General features: G+C 53.9%; 19 protein-coding genes. 15 read left to right on the top strand and 4 right to left on the bottom strand.

The features are described from left to right. Nucleotides 1-126: 126 nt before the first annotated feature. From rsfS to lipA, 10 genes are all read left to right on the top strand, one after another. Entirely contained in the window at nt 127-444 is a 318-nt protein-coding gene (gene rsfS, locus KO1_RS21580; protein WP_004100162.1) for a ribosome silencing factor, read from the top strand. Nucleotides 445-447: 3 nt separating this feature from the next. Continuing rightward, a complete protein-coding gene (gene rlmH / locus KO1_RS21575) occupies nt 448-915 on the top strand; it encodes a 23S rRNA (pseudouridine(1915)-N(3))-methyltransferase RlmH (RefSeq protein ID WP_004100160.1) in 468 nt (155 codons plus the stop codon). 27 nt (nt 916-942) lie between these two features. Next, nucleotides 943-2844 (top strand): peptidoglycan DD-transpeptidase MrdA, encoded by a 1902-nt coding sequence (mrdA, locus tag KO1_RS21570; protein WP_004100158.1) that lies wholly within the window; start codon nt 943-945, stop codon nt 2842-2844. After that, the gene (gene mrdB, locus KO1_RS21565; protein WP_004100156.1) at nt 2844-3956 is read left to right on the top strand and encodes a peptidoglycan glycosyltransferase MrdB; all 1113 of its coding nucleotides are present in this window, start codon (nt 2844-2846) and stop codon (nt 3954-3956) included. The genes mrdA and mrdB overlap by 1 nt, the downstream gene beginning before the upstream one ends. Before the next feature lie 10 nt (nt 3957-3966). Beyond that, complete coding sequence (gene rlpA / locus KO1_RS21560; RefSeq protein ID WP_004100155.1) at nt 3967-5067, top strand: endolytic peptidoglycan transglycosylase RlpA; 1101 nt, start codon at nt 3967-3969, stop codon at nt 5065-5067. A 142-nt stretch (nt 5068-5209) separates the two neighbouring features. Then, on the top strand, nt 5210-6409 hold the full coding sequence (gene dacA, locus KO1_RS21555; protein ID WP_004100154.1) for a D-alanyl-D-alanine carboxypeptidase DacA: 1200 nt from the start codon (nt 5210-5212) through the stop codon (nt 6407-6409). Between the two features lie 106 nt (nt 6410-6515). After that, complete coding sequence (gene ybeD, locus KO1_RS21550; RefSeq protein WP_004100153.1) at nt 6516-6779, top strand: DUF493 family protein YbeD; 264 nt, start codon at nt 6516-6518, stop codon at nt 6777-6779. Between the two features lie 100 nt (nt 6780-6879). Continuing rightward, nucleotides 6880-7524, top strand: coding sequence for a lipoyl(octanoyl) transferase LipB (gene lipB / locus KO1_RS21545; RefSeq protein WP_004100152.1), 645 nt, complete (start codon nt 6880-6882; stop codon nt 7522-7524). Nucleotides 7525-7659: 135 nt separating this feature from the next. After that, complete coding sequence (locus KO1_RS21540) at nt 7660-8613, top strand: YbeF family transcriptional regulator (protein WP_004100151.1); 954 nt, start codon at nt 7660-7662, stop codon at nt 8611-8613. Between the two features lie 187 nt (nt 8614-8800). Continuing rightward, nucleotides 8801-9766: a lipoyl synthase gene (gene lipA / locus KO1_RS21535; RefSeq protein WP_004100150.1), complete on the top strand. Its 966-nt coding sequence runs from the start codon at nt 8801-8803 to the stop codon at nt 9764-9766. Nucleotides 9767-9990: 224 nt separating this feature from the next. On the opposite strand, the gene tatE is transcribed toward lipA, so the two are convergent. Next, complete coding sequence (tatE, locus tag KO1_RS21530) at nt 9991-10194, bottom strand: twin-arginine translocase subunit TatE (protein WP_004100149.1); 204 nt, start codon at nt 10192-10194, stop codon at nt 9991-9993. Nucleotides 10195-10321: 127 nt separating this feature from the next. Beyond that, the gene (locus KO1_RS21525) at nt 10322-11110 is read right to left on the bottom strand and encodes a deaminated glutathione amidase (RefSeq protein ID WP_004100148.1); all 789 of its coding nucleotides are present in this window, start codon (nt 11108-11110) and stop codon (nt 10322-10324) included. Nucleotides 11111-11201: 91 nt separating this feature from the next. Here KO1_RS21525 and crcB point away from each other — a divergent pair, with 91 nt between their 5' ends. Then, a complete protein-coding gene (crcB, locus tag KO1_RS21520) occupies nt 11202-11585 on the top strand; it encodes a fluoride efflux transporter CrcB (RefSeq protein WP_004100147.1) in 384 nt (127 codons plus the stop codon). Between the two features lie 57 nt (nt 11586-11642). Here crcB and cspE read toward each other — a convergent pair whose 3' ends face one another. Together cspE and pagP are read right to left on the bottom strand one after the other, a co-directional pair. Continuing rightward, nucleotides 11643-11852 carry a transcription antiterminator/RNA stability regulator CspE gene (cspE, locus tag KO1_RS21515; RefSeq protein WP_004100146.1) on the bottom strand — a complete coding sequence of 70 codons (210 nt, stop codon included), beginning with the start codon at nt 11850-11852 and terminating at the stop codon, nt 11643-11645. A 195-nt stretch (nt 11853-12047) separates the two neighbouring features. Further along, nucleotides 12048-12623, bottom strand: coding sequence for a lipid IV(A) palmitoyltransferase PagP (gene pagP / locus KO1_RS21510; RefSeq protein ID WP_160887563.1), 576 nt, complete (start codon nt 12621-12623; stop codon nt 12048-12050). Between the two features lie 292 nt (nt 12624-12915). On the opposite strand from pagP, the gene dcuC reads away from it, so the two are divergent. The 4 genes from dcuC to uspG all read left to right on the top strand — a co-directional run bounded on the left by dcuC (nt 12916) and on the right by uspG (nt 16370). Further along, nucleotides 12916-14289, top strand: a complete 1374-nt coding sequence (gene dcuC, locus KO1_RS21500) for an anaerobic C4-dicarboxylate transporter DcuC (protein ID WP_004100144.1) — start codon at nt 12916-12918, stop codon at nt 14287-14289. A gap of 92 nt (nt 14290-14381) precedes the next feature. Further along, nucleotides 14382-15176, top strand: coding sequence for a ribonuclease I (rna, locus tag KO1_RS21495; protein ID WP_017146359.1), 795 nt, complete (start codon nt 14382-14384; stop codon nt 15174-15176). 155 nt (nt 15177-15331) lie between these two features. Then, the gene (gene rnk, locus KO1_RS21490) at nt 15332-15742 is read left to right on the top strand and encodes a nucleoside diphosphate kinase regulator (RefSeq protein WP_004111326.1); all 411 of its coding nucleotides are present in this window, start codon (nt 15332-15334) and stop codon (nt 15740-15742) included. A 199-nt stretch (nt 15743-15941) separates the two neighbouring features. Then, nucleotides 15942-16370, top strand: coding sequence for a universal stress protein UspG (gene uspG / locus KO1_RS21485; protein WP_004100140.1), 429 nt, complete (start codon nt 15942-15944; stop codon nt 16368-16370). The last annotated feature ends 57 nt before the right edge of the window (nt 16371-16427 follow it).

Below are 16427 nucleotides of genomic sequence, written 5' to 3'. Positions count from 1 at the left end.
CGATGGATGGGATGATAGCCGCCTTCACCGCCCGTTTATCGACATTTATCCCGACTTTGCCAACAGTTCGGGTATACTGTCAGGCTGTTTATTGTTTTTCACTCTTCACACACCCAGGGGGAACTCTTGCAGGGTAAAGCACTCCAGGATTTTGTTATCGACAAAATTGATGACCTGAAAGGTCAGGACATCGTTGCCATTGACGTTCATGGCAAATCCAGCATTACAGATTGCATGGTCATCTGCACAGGCACTTCCACGCGCCATGTTATGTCCATCGCTGACCACGTCGTGCAGGAGTCTCGCGCCGCCGGGATGCTGCCGCTGGGCGTTGAAGGCGAAGCCGCCGCGGACTGGATCGTGGTCGATCTCGGCGACGTTATGGTTCACGTCATGCAGGAAGAGAGCCGTCGTCTGTACGAGCTGGAAAAACTCTGGAGTTAACGCGTGAAGCTGCACCTGGTAGCCGTTGGCACCAAAATGCCGGACTGGGTTCAGACCGGCTTTAGTGAATATCTGCGCCGTTTTCCAAAGGATATGCCGTTCGAACTGGTGGAAATCCCCGCCGGTAAACGCGGCAAAAACGCCGACATCAAACGCATTCTTGAAAAAGAGGGCGAAATGATGCTGGCGGCAGCAGGCAAAAACCGCATCGTCACCCTGGATATTCCGGGGAAACCGTGGGATACGCCGCAGCTGGCGCGCGAACTGGAACGCTGGAAACAGGATGGCCGCGACGTCAGCCTGCTTATCGGCGGCCCGGAAGGCCTTTCACCCGCCTGCAAAGCGGCGGCGGAACAAAGTTGGTCGCTCTCAACGCTCACCCTACCTCACCCGCTGGTTCGCGTACTGGTGGCCGAGAGTCTGTATCGGGCGTGGAGCATTACCACCAACCACCCTTACCACCGTGAGTAATGATGACCAGGGTAGACTAAGCAGCGAATGAAATTACAGAATTCTTTCCGCGACTATTCGGCTGAATCCTCGCTGTTCGTGCGCCGGGCGCTGGTCGCTTTTTTGGGGATTTTGCTGCTTACCGGCGTACTGATCGCCAACCTTTATAACGTGCAGATTGTGCGTTATACCGACTATCAAACGCGTTCAAACGAAAACCGCATTAAACTGGTCCCGATTCCGCCGAGCCGCGGCATTATCTACGATCGCAACGGCACGCCGCTGGCGCTTAACCGCACGATTTACCAGCTGGAGATGATGCCGGAGAAGGTCGACAACGTTCAGCAAACGCTGGATGCGCTGCGCGACGTTATCGATCTCACCGATGACGATGTGGCGAACTTTAAAAAAGAGCGCGCCCGCTCGCATCGTTTTACCTCCATTCCGGTCAAAGTTAACCTCAGCGAAGTGCAGGTTGCCCGTTTCGCGGTCAACCAGTACCGCTTTCCCGGGGTGGAAGTTAAAGGCTATAAGCGCCGCTACTATCCCTATAACTCCGCTCTGACCCACGTTATCGGCTACGTCTCTAAAATTAACGATAAAGACGTCGATCGCCTGGATAAAGAGGGCAAGCTGGCTAATTACGCCTCCACGCACGATATCGGCAAGCTGGGGATCGAGCGCTACTACGAAGATGTCCTGCACGGGCAAACCGGCTATGAAGAGGTTGAAGTGAACAACCGCGGCCGCGTGATTCGTCAGCTCAAAGAGGTGCCCCCGCAGGCCGGGCGCGATATCTATTTAACGCTCGACCTTAAGCTCCAGCAGTATATTGAAACCCTGCTCGCCGGCAGCCGCGCGGCGGTCGTCGTCACGGACCCGCGAACCGGCGCTATCCTCGCGCTGGTTTCGACGCCAAGCTACGACCCTAATCTGTTCGTTGACGGTATTTCCAGCAAGGATTACTCCGGACTCCTCAACGATCCTAATACGCCGCTGGTCAACCGCGCGACCCAGGGCGTTTACCCGCCGGCTTCGACGGTTAAGCCATACGTTGCGGTCTCAGCGCTCAGCGCCGGGGTCATAACCCGCAACACCAGCCTGTTTGACCCCGGCTGGTGGCAACTTCCCGGCTCGGAAAAACGCTACCGTGACTGGAAAAAGTGGGGCCACGGCCATCTGAATGTCACCAAAGCGCTGGAAGAGTCCGCCGATACCTACTTCTATCAGGTTGCCTATGATATGGGCATCGACCGCCTGTCTGAGTGGATGGGTAAATTTGGCTACGGCCACTATACCGGCGTTGATCTGGCGGAAGAGCGCTCCGGTAATATGCCGACTCGCGAATGGAAGCTCAAGCGCTTCAAGAAACCGTGGTACCAGGGTGATACCATTCCGGTCGGGATCGGTCAGGGCTACTGGACCGCAACGCCTATTCAGATGAACAAGGCGCTGATGATCCTGATTAACGACGGAGTAGTTAAAGTACCGCATCTGCTGCAAAGCACGGTGGAAGACGGTAAACCGGTGCCCTGGGTTCAGCCGCATGAACCGCCGGTCGGAGACATTCACTCTGGCTTTTGGGAAATCGCTAAAGACGGGATGTATGGCGTAGCCAACCGAGGCAACGGTACCGCGCATAAATACTTTGCCAGCGCACCGTATAAAATCGCGGCCAAGTCGGGTACCGCCCAGGTCTTTGGCCTGAAAGCCAATGAGACCTATAACGCACACAGAATCGCCGAACGCCTGCGTGACCATAAACTGATGACGGCATTTGCCCCTTACAACAACCCCCAGGTTGCCGTAGCCATTATTCTTGAGAACGGCGGCGCAGGTCCGGCAGTCGGTACCATTATGCGTCAGATTCTCGATCATATAATGCTGGGCGATAACAACACCAATCTGCCGACTGAAAATCCGGCGGTAACGGCTGGGGAGGATCAATAATGACTGATAATCCGAACAAAAAATCGCTATGGGATAAAATCCACCTCGATCCCACCATGCTGCTTATCCTGCTGGCGCTGCTGACCTACAGCGCACTGGTTATCTGGAGCGCCAGCGGTCAGGATATGGGAATGATGGAGCGTAAAATCGGCCAGATCGCTATGGGGATTGTTATTATGATCGTCATGGCGCAAATCCCGCCGCGGGTCTATGAAGGCTGGGCGCCCTATCTCTATATTTTCTGTATTATTCTGCTGGTGGCGGTTGATGCCTTCGGCGCCATTTCCAAAGGGGCGCAGCGCTGGCTGGATCTCGGCATCGTCCGCTTCCAGCCGTCGGAAATCGCTAAAATAGCCGTACCGCTGATGGTGGCGCGCTTTATCAACCGCGACGTGTGTCCGCCATCGCTGAAAAATACCGCCATCGCGCTGGTGCTGATTTTCCTGCCCACGCTGCTGGTCGCCGCGCAGCCTGACCTCGGAACCTCGATTCTGGTCGCCCTGTCCGGTCTGTTTGTCCTGTTTCTCTCTGGCCTGAGCTGGCGTCTGATTGGTATTGCGGTGGTGCTGGTCGCCGCCTTTATTCCGATCCTCTGGTTCTTCCTGATGCATGACTATCAGCGCCAGCGCGTAATGATGCTGCTCGACCCGGAAACCGATCCGCTCGGCGCGGGTTACCACATTATTCAGTCAAAGATCGCTATCGGCTCCGGCGGGTTGCGCGGTAAAGGCTGGCTGCACGGTACCCAGTCGCAGCTGGAGTTTCTGCCAGAACGCCATACCGACTTTATCTTTGCGGTACTGGCGGAAGAACTGGGGCTGATTGGCGTACTGATCCTGCTGGCGCTGTATATACTGCTTATCATGCGCGGACTCTGGATCGCCGCCCAGGCGCAAACCACCTTTGGCCGAGTGATGGCCGGTGGTTTAATGTTGATTTTATTCGTTTATGTCTTCGTAAATATTGGTATGGTAAGTGGTATTTTACCGGTGGTGGGGGTACCTTTGCCGCTGGTCAGCTACGGGGGCTCTGCCCTAATCGTATTGATGGCCGGGTTTGGTATCGTCATGTCGATCCATACTCACAGAAAAATGTTGTCGAAAAGCGTGTAAGGGGTTCGCGATGCGTAAGCAATGGCTGGGGATCTGCATAGCAGCAGGGCTGCTGGCGGCATGTTCGGGTGAAGACGTTCAACAGAAAACGGTCAGCACTCCACAGCCGGCCGTTTGCAATGGCCCAACGGTGGAGATTAGCGGCGCCGATCCGCAGTACGAAACGCCTAACGCCACGGCGAATCAGGATTATGAACGCGACGGCAAAAGCTACAAAATCGTTCAGGATCCGTCCAACTTTACCCAGGCCGGTTTCGCCGCTATCTATGACGCCGAGCCCAACAGCAATCTGACCGCATCGGGAGAAGCGTTCGATCCTACGCAGCTCACCGCAGCCCATCCTACGCTGCCGATCCCAAGCTACGCGCGGATCACCAACCTGGCGAACGGCCGCATGATCGTCGTGCGCATCAACGATCGCGGGCCTTACGGTAACGATCGCGTGATCTCACTGTCGCGCGCCTCAGCCGATCGTCTGAATACATCAAATAATACCAAAGTACGTATCGACCCTATCATCGTCGCACCGGACGGCTCGCTTTCCGGGCCGGGCATGGCATGTACGACGGTGGCCAAACAGACCTACGCCCTGCCGGCGCGCCCGAATCTTGACGGCGACGGCAGCGCGGCGATGGGGCAACCCGCGCCAACTGACGTGCACGCCATCAGCAACGCAACGCTGAAGCCGGAGGATAGCACCGGCGCACCGGTCAACAGCGGCGGTTTTCTCGGCGCGCCGACGCCGCTGAATAACGGTGTGCTGGAAGGCAGCGAGCCCGTGGTGCAAACCGCGCCGGTTACCGCGCCGGGTTCTGTTCAGGGAAGCGTAGCGCCCGCCGCCGTCGCGACCGCAGCAGTGACGCCAGCCGCAGCGGCAAGCGCCAACGGCGATTTCGTCGTACAGGTCGGCGCCGTCAGCGACCAGTCCCGTGCGCAACAGTACCAGCAGCGTCTGAGTCAGCAATTTTCCGTTCCGGGCCGCGTCATGCAAAACGGCGCGGTATGGCGTATTCAGCTTGGCCCATTCAGCAGCAAAGCGGAGGCCAGCACGATCCAACAGCGCCTGCAAAGCGAAGCTCAGCTGCAATCATTTATAACTCGCGCCAACTAAAGGCATTGGTCCAGCCGCCCGGTTCATTGCGTATGACAAAGTCATTAACAAAGTCGTATGCAATGTCGGATGCTGGTTCGTAGTGCATTTGTTATAGTAAGGCACTTTTTTTAACTCCATCACGGATGCCGTTGTTCAGACCATGAAGACCTCTTTTACCGCTCGTTTACTCGTTACGGCGCTCTCCGTGGCAGCGCTGTCCTCCGCTGCCCGCGCCGATGACCTGAATATCAAAACTATGATCCCAGGCGCCCCGCAGATTGACGCCGAATCCTGGATTCTTATCGATTACAACTCAGGCAAAGTGCTGGCGGAAAACAACGCTGACTCCCGTCGCGACCCGGCAAGCCTGACTAAAATGATGACCAGCTATGTCATTGGTCAGGCCATGAAAGCGGGCAAATTTAAAGAGTCCGACCTGGTCACCGTAGGCAACGACGCGTGGGCAACCGGTAATCCGGTGTTCAAAGGTTCTTCGCTGATGTTCCTCAAACCGGGTATGCAGGTGCCGGTATCCCAGCTGATCCGCGGTATCAACCTGCAGTCGGGCAACGATGCCTGCGTGGCGATGGCCGACTACGTCGCCGGTAGCCAGGACGCCTTCGTCAGCCTGATGAACAACTACGTTAACGCGCTGGGCCTGAAGAACACCCATTTCCAGACCGTTCACGGCCTGGATGCCGATGGTCAGTTCAGCTCAGCGCGCGACATGGCGCTGATTGGCCAGGCGCTGATTCGCGATGTTCCAAACGAATACACCATCTACAAAGAGAAAGAGTTTACCTTCAACGGTATTCGTCAGCTCAACCGCAACGGCCTGCTGTGGGATAACAGCCTCAACGTCGACGGCATTAAAACCGGCCACACGGATAAAGCGGGCTACAACCTCGTGGCATCGGCAACTGAAGGCCAGATGCGCCTCATCTCCGCCGTGATGGGCGGTCGTACCTATAAAGGACGCGAGTCCGAAAGCAAAAAGCTGCTGACCTGGGGCTTTCGCTTCTTTGAAACCGTTAACCCGATTAAAGCCGGTAAAGAATTCGCCTCTGAACCTGCCTGGTTCGGCGATAGCGATCGCGCCTCTCTCGGCGTGGATAAAGACGTTTATCTGACGATTCCTCGCGGTCGGATGAAAGATCTGAAAGCCAGCTACGTGCTGAATAATGCCGAGCTGCACGCGCCGCTGCAGAAAAACCAGGTTGTGGGCACCATTAACTTCCAGCTTGATGGCAAAACCATCGATCAGCGTCCGCTGGTGGTCCTGCAGGAAATCCCGGAAGGCAATTTCTTCGGTAAAATCATTGATTACATTAAATTAATGTTCCATCACTGGTTTGGTTAAAAACCGAACGCTTGAAAGTGTGATTTACATCCCCATATACTAGATATCCTGATAACTCCCACACGTCGTGGGAGTTATTATTTTTTGTTGTAACACCGGAGCTGACATGAAAACCAAACTTAACGAACTGCTTGAATTCCCTACCCCATTTACTTACAAAGTAATGGGACAGGCGTTGCCGGAGCTGGTTGACCAGGTGGTTGAAGTGGTACAGCGCCATGCACCAGGTGATTACTCTCCGACGGTAAAACCCAGCAGCAAAGGCAACTACCACTCTGTCTCTATTACCATCAATGCAACCCATATTGAGCAGGTAGAAACTCTCTACGAAGAGCTGGGCAATATTGAAATCGTTCGGATGGTGCTGTAAATCTCTTCCCCTGACCCGGCGTCCACGCCGGGTCATTCTCGCTTTCTTGCTGTGATATACTTTCCCACTCAAATCATTCTCTCTCTGCGGAGACGTTGTTTTGCAGCACAATAAAATTCTCATCCGCCAGCTCGGCCTGCAACCTTACGAACCTGTCTCGCAGGCAATGCACGAGTTTACCGACACCCGCGACGAGACTACGCTGGATGAAATCTGGCTGGTAGAGCACCATCCCGTATTCACTCAGGGGCAGGCAGGCAAAGCCGAACATGTTCTCGTTCCCGGCGAAATCCCGGTAATTCAGAGCGATCGCGGGGGGCAGGTCACCTATCACGGTCCCGGCCAACAGGTGATGTACGTTCTGCTGAACCTGAAACGCCGTAAGCTGGGGGTGCGCGAGCTGGTCACGCTTCTGGAGCAAACCGTCGTGAACACCCTGGCGGAATATGACATCGAATCACACCCGCGCGCCGATGCTCCCGGCGTCTACGTGGGCGATCGGAAAATCTGCTCTCTGGGTCTGCGCATTCGTAGAGGTTGCTCATTCCACGGCCTGGCGCTAAATATCAACATGGATCTGTCGCCGTTCCTGAGAATTAACCCCTGCGGCTATGCCGGAATGGAGATGACGCAGATGCGTCAGTGGCAGCCAGATGCCCAGCCGGAAAACGTATCGCCACGTCTGGTCGCTCATCTGCTGGCGCTCCTGAACGATCCGCCATCGGAATACATTTTATCCCGTTAGCCATCACGTCCCGTTGCCGCGGGACGTCTCGTTTTTCCTCGGACCGGATTAAGCCTTTTATTTGCAATCTATCATCACTAATAAAATAAATGTGACCGCTATAATGGTGCTAATTATCACTAGCGGAAATAAAGAGTGGACGACAATAACTCTCAGGCAGAATCAGGCGATCGGCTTGACGATCGCCACGGTCGGCAGATGTTTCGCATTCTGCGTACGATAGACCTCAATTTACTCACTATTTTTGAAGCGGTTTACGTCCATAAAGGCATCGTTAACGCGGCAAAGGTACTCAATATCACGCCGTCGGCGATAAGCCAGTCAATCAACAAGCTGCGCGCGCTCTTCCCTGACCCGCTATTTATTCGTAAGGGACAGGGCGTGACCCCCACGGCCTACGCTACGCATCTGCATAAGCATATTAGTCAGGGGATGGAGGCGTTTCTCAACGCGCTGGATCTCACCGGCAATACGCAGCGGGAGCGGGTGATAACGATTGCCACTTCCCCGGCTATTGGCGCGTTAATCATGCCGGTTATCACCCAAAAACTGCGGGCCGTCTTTCCCCAGATACTGCTGCACAATATCGCTATCAACGACGCAGTCAGTCAGCTAAATCAGCGTCAGGTGGACCTGCTTATCGACAGCTATCCCCACAGCGGGCAGACGATTACGCACCATGTGCTGTACCAGGACAGCGTGCACATCTTCTGCCGGGCAGGACATCCGGCTCTCGCCTTGCCTGCAACCGCAGATAATCTTAGTCAATATGAATTCGCTCTGCTGCAGCCTGAGGGGCAGCGCTACACCACCATCCTGCGTCGCCTGCAGGAACACCTCGGCGAACGCCGCTGCGGTTTTAGTAGCTACAATCTGTTAACTCAGGCGGCGCTGGTCAGCGAAAGCGATATGCTGGGGCTGATAACTTCCGGGATGTTTTCTCTGGTTGACAGAATATGGCCTTTGAAAATGATCGATTTCGCCCCTCTGCGCGAAGAAAAAATTGATATTGCGCTGCACTATAACAAGCTCAGCGCGCAGGAACCCTTGTTGAAAGAGATCGTCGGGACAATTCGTCAGGCTTTCTAGTCGATAAGGCACGTGTGGGAAAAGCATAAAACAACAACTATTTTACAATTTGCCCGGCAAGCAGGCTGCTTTATGCCCCGTATCAATGATATACTGCCTGCGTTTAATTCAAAAATAGTTGATAAATGCAACATTTACTTGAATTGATTCGCTTTCCTTCGTCACTCGCAACTGGAACACGCACGCTATGAGTAAACCCATTGTGATGGAACGCGGTGTTAAATACCGCGATGCCGATAAAATGGCCCTTATCCCGGTGAAAAACGTGGCAACTGAGCGTGAAGCTCTGCTCAGAAAACCGGAATGGATGAAAATCAAACTTCCGGCTGACTCGTCCCGTATCCAGGGGATCAAGGCAGCGATGCGTAAGAACGGCCTGCACTCCGTGTGCGAAGAAGCCTCTTGCCCTAACCTCGCGGAATGTTTTAACCACGGAACGGCGACCTTTATGATCCTGGGCGCCATCTGCACCCGCCGTTGCCCGTTCTGCGATGTTGCCCACGGACGCCCGATAACGCCGGACGCCAACGAGCCGCAAAAGCTGGCGCAAACCATCGCCGATATGGCGCTGCGCTATGTGGTTGTAACCTCCGTGGACCGCGACGATCTGCGCGATGGCGGCGCTCAGCACTTTGCCGACTGCATCAGCGCGATTCGTGAAAAAAGCCCGACGATCAAAATTGAAACTCTGGTGCCGGACTTCCGCGGCCGTATGGATCGTGCGCTGGAGATCCTCCAGGCCACGCCGCCGGACGTGTTTAACCATAACCTGGAAAACGTTCCGCGCCTCTATCGTCAGGTTCGCCCTGGCGCCGACTACAACTGGTCCCTGAAGCTGCTGGAGCGCTTTAAAGAAGCGCACCCGGAGATCCCGACGAAATCGGGACTGATGGTGGGTTTAGGCGAAACGAATGCTGAAATCATTGAAGTCATGCGCGATCTGCGTCGCCACGGCGTGACGATGCTGACTTTAGGCCAGTATCTGCAGCCGAGCCGCCACCACCTGCCGGTACAGCGCTACGTGAGCCCGGATGAATTCGAAGAGATGAAAGCCGAAGCGATGGCGATGGGCTTTACCCACGCCGCCTGCGGACCCTTTGTTCGTTCGTCCTATCATGCCGACCTGCAGGCCAAAGGTATGGAAGTGAAGTAATTCCTGTCGCGACCGCGGCGTTATATTTGTAGCGCTGCGGTCTTTCCTGCCACTCATTTTGCTCGCCAATAATAAAACCCAACGCGGTAACAGTTAGTTGCATCTTTTTAAGCAAAATCCGTGCAGATGACAAAAAGAGGCCGCAGCGCTATCGCTGCGGCCTCTTTGCCGACGCGGTTTCCCCGTCGGTAGCGAGCCTCCTTCACCAGGAAACTCGTCGCGAATTACTCTTTATGAGAGAGCTTCTGCGCCGGAGCCTCTTCGGCACTGGTCTTTTTCGCACTATCATCGTCATCGCTCATGGCTTTTTTGAAGCCTTTGATAGCCGAGCCCAGGTCTCCACCCAGCGTGCGTAACTTTTTGGTACCAAACACCAGGATAATCAGCGCTGCGACTACCAGCAGTTTGGTAATACTAATCTCACCCATAGCTAACCTTCTTCTCTAATACAAGCTGCGAATACGCCATCATACACGCATACAATTAACGGCTATTTGACGCGCGGACACAATAGCAATCTGTAACAAGGTGAATCAAGCCTTGTTTAAAAAAACGTCATAATAATTGCGGTGGCGCAAAGCGACGATTCTGCAGCACCGGCAGGCGCTCTCTTACCTGCTGAATATAATCGGTTGAAAGCTCCGCGAAAATCAGCTGCGGCTGCTCCCCTGCCCCGGCAATCGTCGTTCCTAAAGGATCGACAATTCGACTCTGACCAATATTACGCGTTCCGCACTCCCCCGCAGCGACAATATAGCAGGTGGTATCCAGCGCCCGTGCCGCCAGCAGAGTCGCCCAGTGATGCTCTTTCAGCGGCCCTTTTACCCACGCGGCGGGCAGGACAATAAGCTGCGCGCCGCTGAGCGCTAAGGATAGCGCCAGCTCAGGAAAGCGTAAATCGTAACAGGTCATTAACCCGACTCGCATCCCGTCGACCTCAATGAGCGGCGGAATTTGCTGACCGGCATCGACCAGCCGGGATTCCTGAATATTGAAAGCATCATACAAATGCAGTTTCTGATATTGCGCAATAATTTTCCCGTGACGTAACGCCACCAGCGTATTCGTTGCCCGCCCTTCTGCAGAAGGCACGTGCAGGGTCAGCACCGTCGTCAAGGGACTGTTTTCGCTTTCCGCCAGCAGAAGCTGTAAAAAACCGCCGTCCAGCTGCTGGGCGGACTTGACTGATAAATCCGCATCGGCGTCGTTTCGCGCCAGCAACGCCTCGGGTAGCACCAGAAGCGTTGCTCCGCGCTCCCCGGCCTGACGCATCATGCTCACGCAGGTCTGAGCATTGACCGTCCAGTCCGGCGTTACGGCAAATTGTCCGGCAGCAACAAGCATCTTTTCTCTCCCGTCAGGTAATTCATAGCCAGCAAGGTATTTCGCGCGCTACACTCGAAGTTTAGTCGCAATCAATAAGCAGAGAACAATCGTGTTGCAACTCCTTTTGGCTGTATTTCTTGGCGGCGGCACCGGCAGCGTTTTGCGCTGGTGGCTGGGTATGAAGTTTAACCCCATGCACCATGCTATCCCCATTGGTACTCTCACCGCTAACCTGCTAGGGGCATTTATTATCGGGGCCGGTCTGGCCTGGTTTAATCGCCTGACGGACGTCGATCCGATGTGGAAGCTACTCATCACTACCGGCTTTTGCGGCGGGTTGACCACCTTCTCCACATTTTCCGCTGAAGTGGTGTTTTTGCTGCAGCAGGGGCGCGTTAGCTGGGCGCTGCTGAACGTTTTCGTCAATCTGTTAGGTTCATTTGCCATGACGGCCGCTGCGTTCTGGCTGTTTTCGCAAGCCGCCAGCCGCTAGACGCAGGCAAAAAAAAACCCGCTGAGAGCGGGTTTTTATATTCTGCTGACGCGTTGCTTAGATAGGCATTACGTTTGCAGCAGAAGGGCCTTTGGCACCGTTAGTGATTTCGAACTCTACGCGCTGACCTTCAGCCAGAGTTTTGAAACCGTTGGACTGGATTGCAGAGAAATGTACGAATACATCTTTGCTGCCATCTTCCGGAGTAATGAAACCGAATCCTTTGGACTCATTAAACCACTTAACGTTACCTTTAATCTTAGACATCAAAATTACCTTTATATGAAAAAATCGACACTAATACTGTGTCGGGTATCAGTACACCAATTGTGGTACCTTTTGTCCAGCGCAACTTTGCTAAAAAGTGATAAAAGTCTCTATCTTTTTGGGCAGGGTTCACTTTAGTCTTTGTTTTTCCTCAAGACAGCCTGCTTATCTCTTTTATTGCTATGGAAAATCGCCTCAAAACTGAATGCGTGCCCATGCGAAGTAAACGTTTCCGTTGTTATAGGTGCCGGGAATATAGGTCATCTGGAAGGTGGCCGGGCCGTAGCCGATGGAAGCCAAAGGCAGCACTACCGGGATCGGGATATATTTCCAGTTGTCACGCGCCGTGACGCCGAGCGTATAGCCTAAGCCAAGATGGAAATTATCATCTGCCAAAGGACGCCAGGTCTTCTCCCAGCCATAGCCGCCGATGGGCTCCCACTTATTATAAGAATCCTTAAAAGCCATCAGATAGATGCCATGCCAGTTCCCTTTATCATCCCAGCGTGAAACGCCAAAACCGGCACCCCAGGGGCGCTCGTTGTACCTGTCGGTTTTCTCCTTGTCATAGGCAAAACGCGCATGCCAGGTCACCGCAGGGATATAAAGATCGTAGTGCTCAGGCTCATTCCAGGTCTGCGCAACGTTATCAGTCAGCGTGTTGTAACCATCGCGAAGCGTCGAGCTGAACGAAGCGTTAGCAGAAGTAGACGACAGCAGCAGCCCCAGGCACCCAAGAAAAAAACCTATAAATCGACGATGCATTAACACTTTTCTCTTACCAGTATCATTTTTTGAGCGGGTTAAAATAGCAAGGATAAGCTTAATACTTCCTTAACGAAATTAGGCAAACTCTTGATTTGCCCGCTACAAAAAATCTGAAAAACTCTCCGCGCGGTTTTGCCGGTTACGCCAGTAAAGCCCAACCATCCAGGGATTCTCATCGATTTATTGATTTGCATCAGCGAGTTTTGCCCGTTTTTTAGGCACATTCCCTCACTAAATTTTTCCTTCGCTTTATTTATCAGTAGATTCTTTGGGTTAATGGTTTAGGGGTTTAAGAATGCTTACGCTAGTAGAGATCCTGATTGGGATTGTGGTCATTGTGGGCGTCGCCCGCTATATCATTAAAGGTTATTCCGCCACCGGAGTGCTGTTCGTCGGTGGCTTAGTATTACTCATCGCCAGCGCGCTAATGGGGCATAAGATTTTACCTGGCGACGCAAAGAGCACCGGCTACTCTGCTACCGATATCGTTGAGTATATTAAGATACTGCTCATGAGCCGCGGCGGCGACCTCGGCATGATGATCATGATGCTCTGCGGTTTCGCCACCTATATGACGCATATTGGCGCCAACGATATGGTCGTCAAACTGGCCTCAAAACCGCTGCGCTATATTAACTCCCCTTATCTACTGATGATCGCTGCTTATTTCGTGGCCTGCCTGATGTCGCTGGCTGTTTCCTCAGCCACCGGCTTGGGCGTCCTGCTGATGGCCACGCTGTTCCCGGTCATGGTCAACGTTGGTATCAGCCGCGGCGCCGCCGCCGCAATCTGCGCCTCCCCGGCGGCGATTATTCTCTCACCGACTTCCGGCGACGTCGTGCTGGCCGCCAAAGCCGCCGAAATGCCGCTGATTGACTTTGCCTTTAAAACCACGCTGCCTATCTCTATCGTGGCGATTATCAGCATGGCGATTGCTCACTTCTTCTGGCAGCGCTATCTGGATAAGAAGGAAAACGTCGCGCATGAAATGCTTGATGTGAACGAGATCACCACCACCGCCCCTTCTTTCTACGCCATCCTGCCGTTTACGCCGATAATCGGGGTGCTGATTTTTGATGGCAAATGGGGTCCGGAGCTGCACATCATTACCATCCTCGTACTCTGCATGCTGCTGGCGGCAGTTCTGGAATTCTGCCGCGGCTTTAATACTAAAAATGTGTTTAATGGGCTGGAAGCGGCATATCGCGGGATGGCCGACGCCTTTGCCGGTGTGGTGATGCTGCTGGTCGCCGCTGGCGTCTTTGCGCAGGGGCTGAGCACCATTGGCTTTATTAACGGCCTGATCTCCATTGCAACTTCTTTCGGCTCCGCCAGTATTATTCTGATGCTGGTACTGGTCATTCTGACCATGCTGGCGGCGATGACCACAGGCTCTGGTAATGCCCCCTTCTATGCTTTCGTTGAGATGATCCCGAAGCTGGCGCACTCGTCCGGCATTAACCCGGCTTATCTTTCGATCCCGATGCTGCAGGCGTCTAACCTTGGCCGAACCATTTCTCCGGTCTCCGGCGTCGTGGTCGCCGTGGCCGGTATGGCAAAAATTTCGCCGTTCGAAGTGGTGAAACGCACCTCTGTCCCGGTACTGGTTGGTTTATTAGTGGTTATTATCGCCACCGAAGTCCTCGTTCCCGGTAGCGCAATCCGCTAACGCTGAAACCGTGTGAAAAGGCGCCTGCTGGCGCCTTTTTTATGCTTTAATAACTCAAAGTTATTAATGACCATTCGTCATCAGGAATAAAAATGTTCAGGAAGGATTTCGTCGCTCTCGCTCTTTTGCTAAGCGCTCCTCAGGTCAGCGCCGATCCGCTGATCGCAACGCAATACGGCGATTTCGATCGCTACGTGCTGGCCCTCTCCTGGCAAACGGGGTTTTGCCAGAGTATGCAGGACCGAAACCGCAGCGAGCCGGAAGAGTGCCGCCTGCAGCAGGAACCAGACAACAAAGCCGATTTTCTCACCGTTCACGGCTTGTGGCCAGGCCTGCCCAAATCTATCGCCGCGCGCGGAGTGGACGAACGCCGCTGGATGCGTTTTGGCTGCGCGACCCGCCCTGTTCCCAATATGCCTGAAGCGAAAGCCGGGCAAAAATGTCGGGCGGCTGAAACCGGCCTTTCGCTGGAAATGGCGAATAAGCTTAACGGCGTGATGCCGGGATCCGGCGGCAATTCATGTCTTGAGCGTTATGAATACGCCAAGCACGGGGTTTGTTTTGGTTTCGATCCTGACAGTTATTTCGGCACCATGGTGCGCCTGAACGGCGAGATTAAACAAAGCCCCCTTGGTCATTTCCTGGCCAGTCACTATGGGCAGACCGTTAGCCGGGATGATTTCAACGCCGCGGTCGCAGAGGCCTATGGAAATCAGAACGTTAAGGCTTTCAAGTTAACCTGTAACGGCAATCCCGCCTATCTGACCGAGATGCAAATTTCCATCAAAGCGGCGGCCATCAACGCGCCTCTCGCGGTAAATTCATTCTTACCTCAGCCTCATCCCGGGAACTGCGGTAAACAATTTCTGCTGGATAAAGCCGGCTAAGTTTCATACGGTTTAACTATTGTTCGTTGATGAATGTGCGTTTAATCACTTCAAACCATCCGCAAGTCTCAGTATGATGAGAGAACATTAACCCTTGCCATTTTCGGTGAGGGTTTTCTTTTACGGACAGGTTCCTGGATAACATGGAGTATGAGATGACCAGACCCGCAATCATCATTAATGAACTGGATGCAGAACGCATCGACAGGCTGCTGGAACAACCGGCATTCGCTAACTCGCCGGTAGCGGACGCACTGAACGACGAGCTTGACCGCGCGCAGATGCTGGCTCCGGAAGCCATGCCGCATGATGTTGTCAGCATGAATAGCCAGGTGAGATTCCGCGATTTAACCACCGGCGAAGAGCGCATCCGCACGCTGGTTTTCCCGGCTCAGGTGACCGATAGCGCCACCCAGCTCTCGGTTATGGCGCCGGTTGGCGCAGCGTTGCTGGGGCTCAAGGTCGGCAGCGCCATTCACTGGGAGTTGCCCGGCGGCACCTCAACGCATCTTGAAGTGCTGGAACTGCTATACCAGCCGGAGGCCGCAGGCGATTTTCACCGTTAATCTCCCCGCTGCCTGAAGCGTTTCGCGCTTTATCCAGAGGATGTCGCTACATCCTCTTTCTGCACCTTCTCCTCTACGCCTCTCTTTTGACAAACTTTTACGCCACCCTCTAACCGATCTGACAATTTTGCGACCTGAATGGCACAATATTTTCCTATAATATGTTGATATAAAAGCAGACGAACAAGGAGGAATGCATATGTATAAAACAATCATTATGCCCGTTGATGTCTTTGAAATGGAGTTAAGCGATAAAGCCGTTCGCCATGCGGAGTTTTTAGCCCAGCAGGACGGGGTTATCCATCTTCTCCACGTACTGCCCGGTTCATCAAGCTTTACCATGAGCCGGTTTACCGCCGATCTGCGCCGCTTTGAAGAGCATTTGCAGCATGAAGCAGAAACGCGCCTGAAAACAATGGCCGGGCATTTCAGCATTGACCCGTCGCGAATCAAAATGCACGTTCGCTTTGGCAACGTGCGCGATATGGTCAATGAACTGGCCAATGAAATTAAAGCCGACGTAGTGGTGATAGGCTCGCGTAATCCGTCTATCAGCACGCATCTGCTCGGCTCCAATGCCTCAAGCGTGATCCGCCATGCGCATATTCCGGTGATGGTGGTGAGATAGCGTCAGAGAGCTAAAAAAAAGAGGCTACCCAGGGGTAGCCTCTTTGCTGTGCAGGTT

The organism is Klebsiella oxytoca NBRC 105695 (assembly GCF_001598695.1).
GTDB lineage: Bacteria > Pseudomonadota > Gammaproteobacteria > Enterobacterales > Enterobacteriaceae > Klebsiella > Klebsiella oxytoca.
The sequence above is the reverse complement of the archived record's forward strand: the minus strand, read 5'-3'. Positions and strand labels throughout refer to the sequence as shown.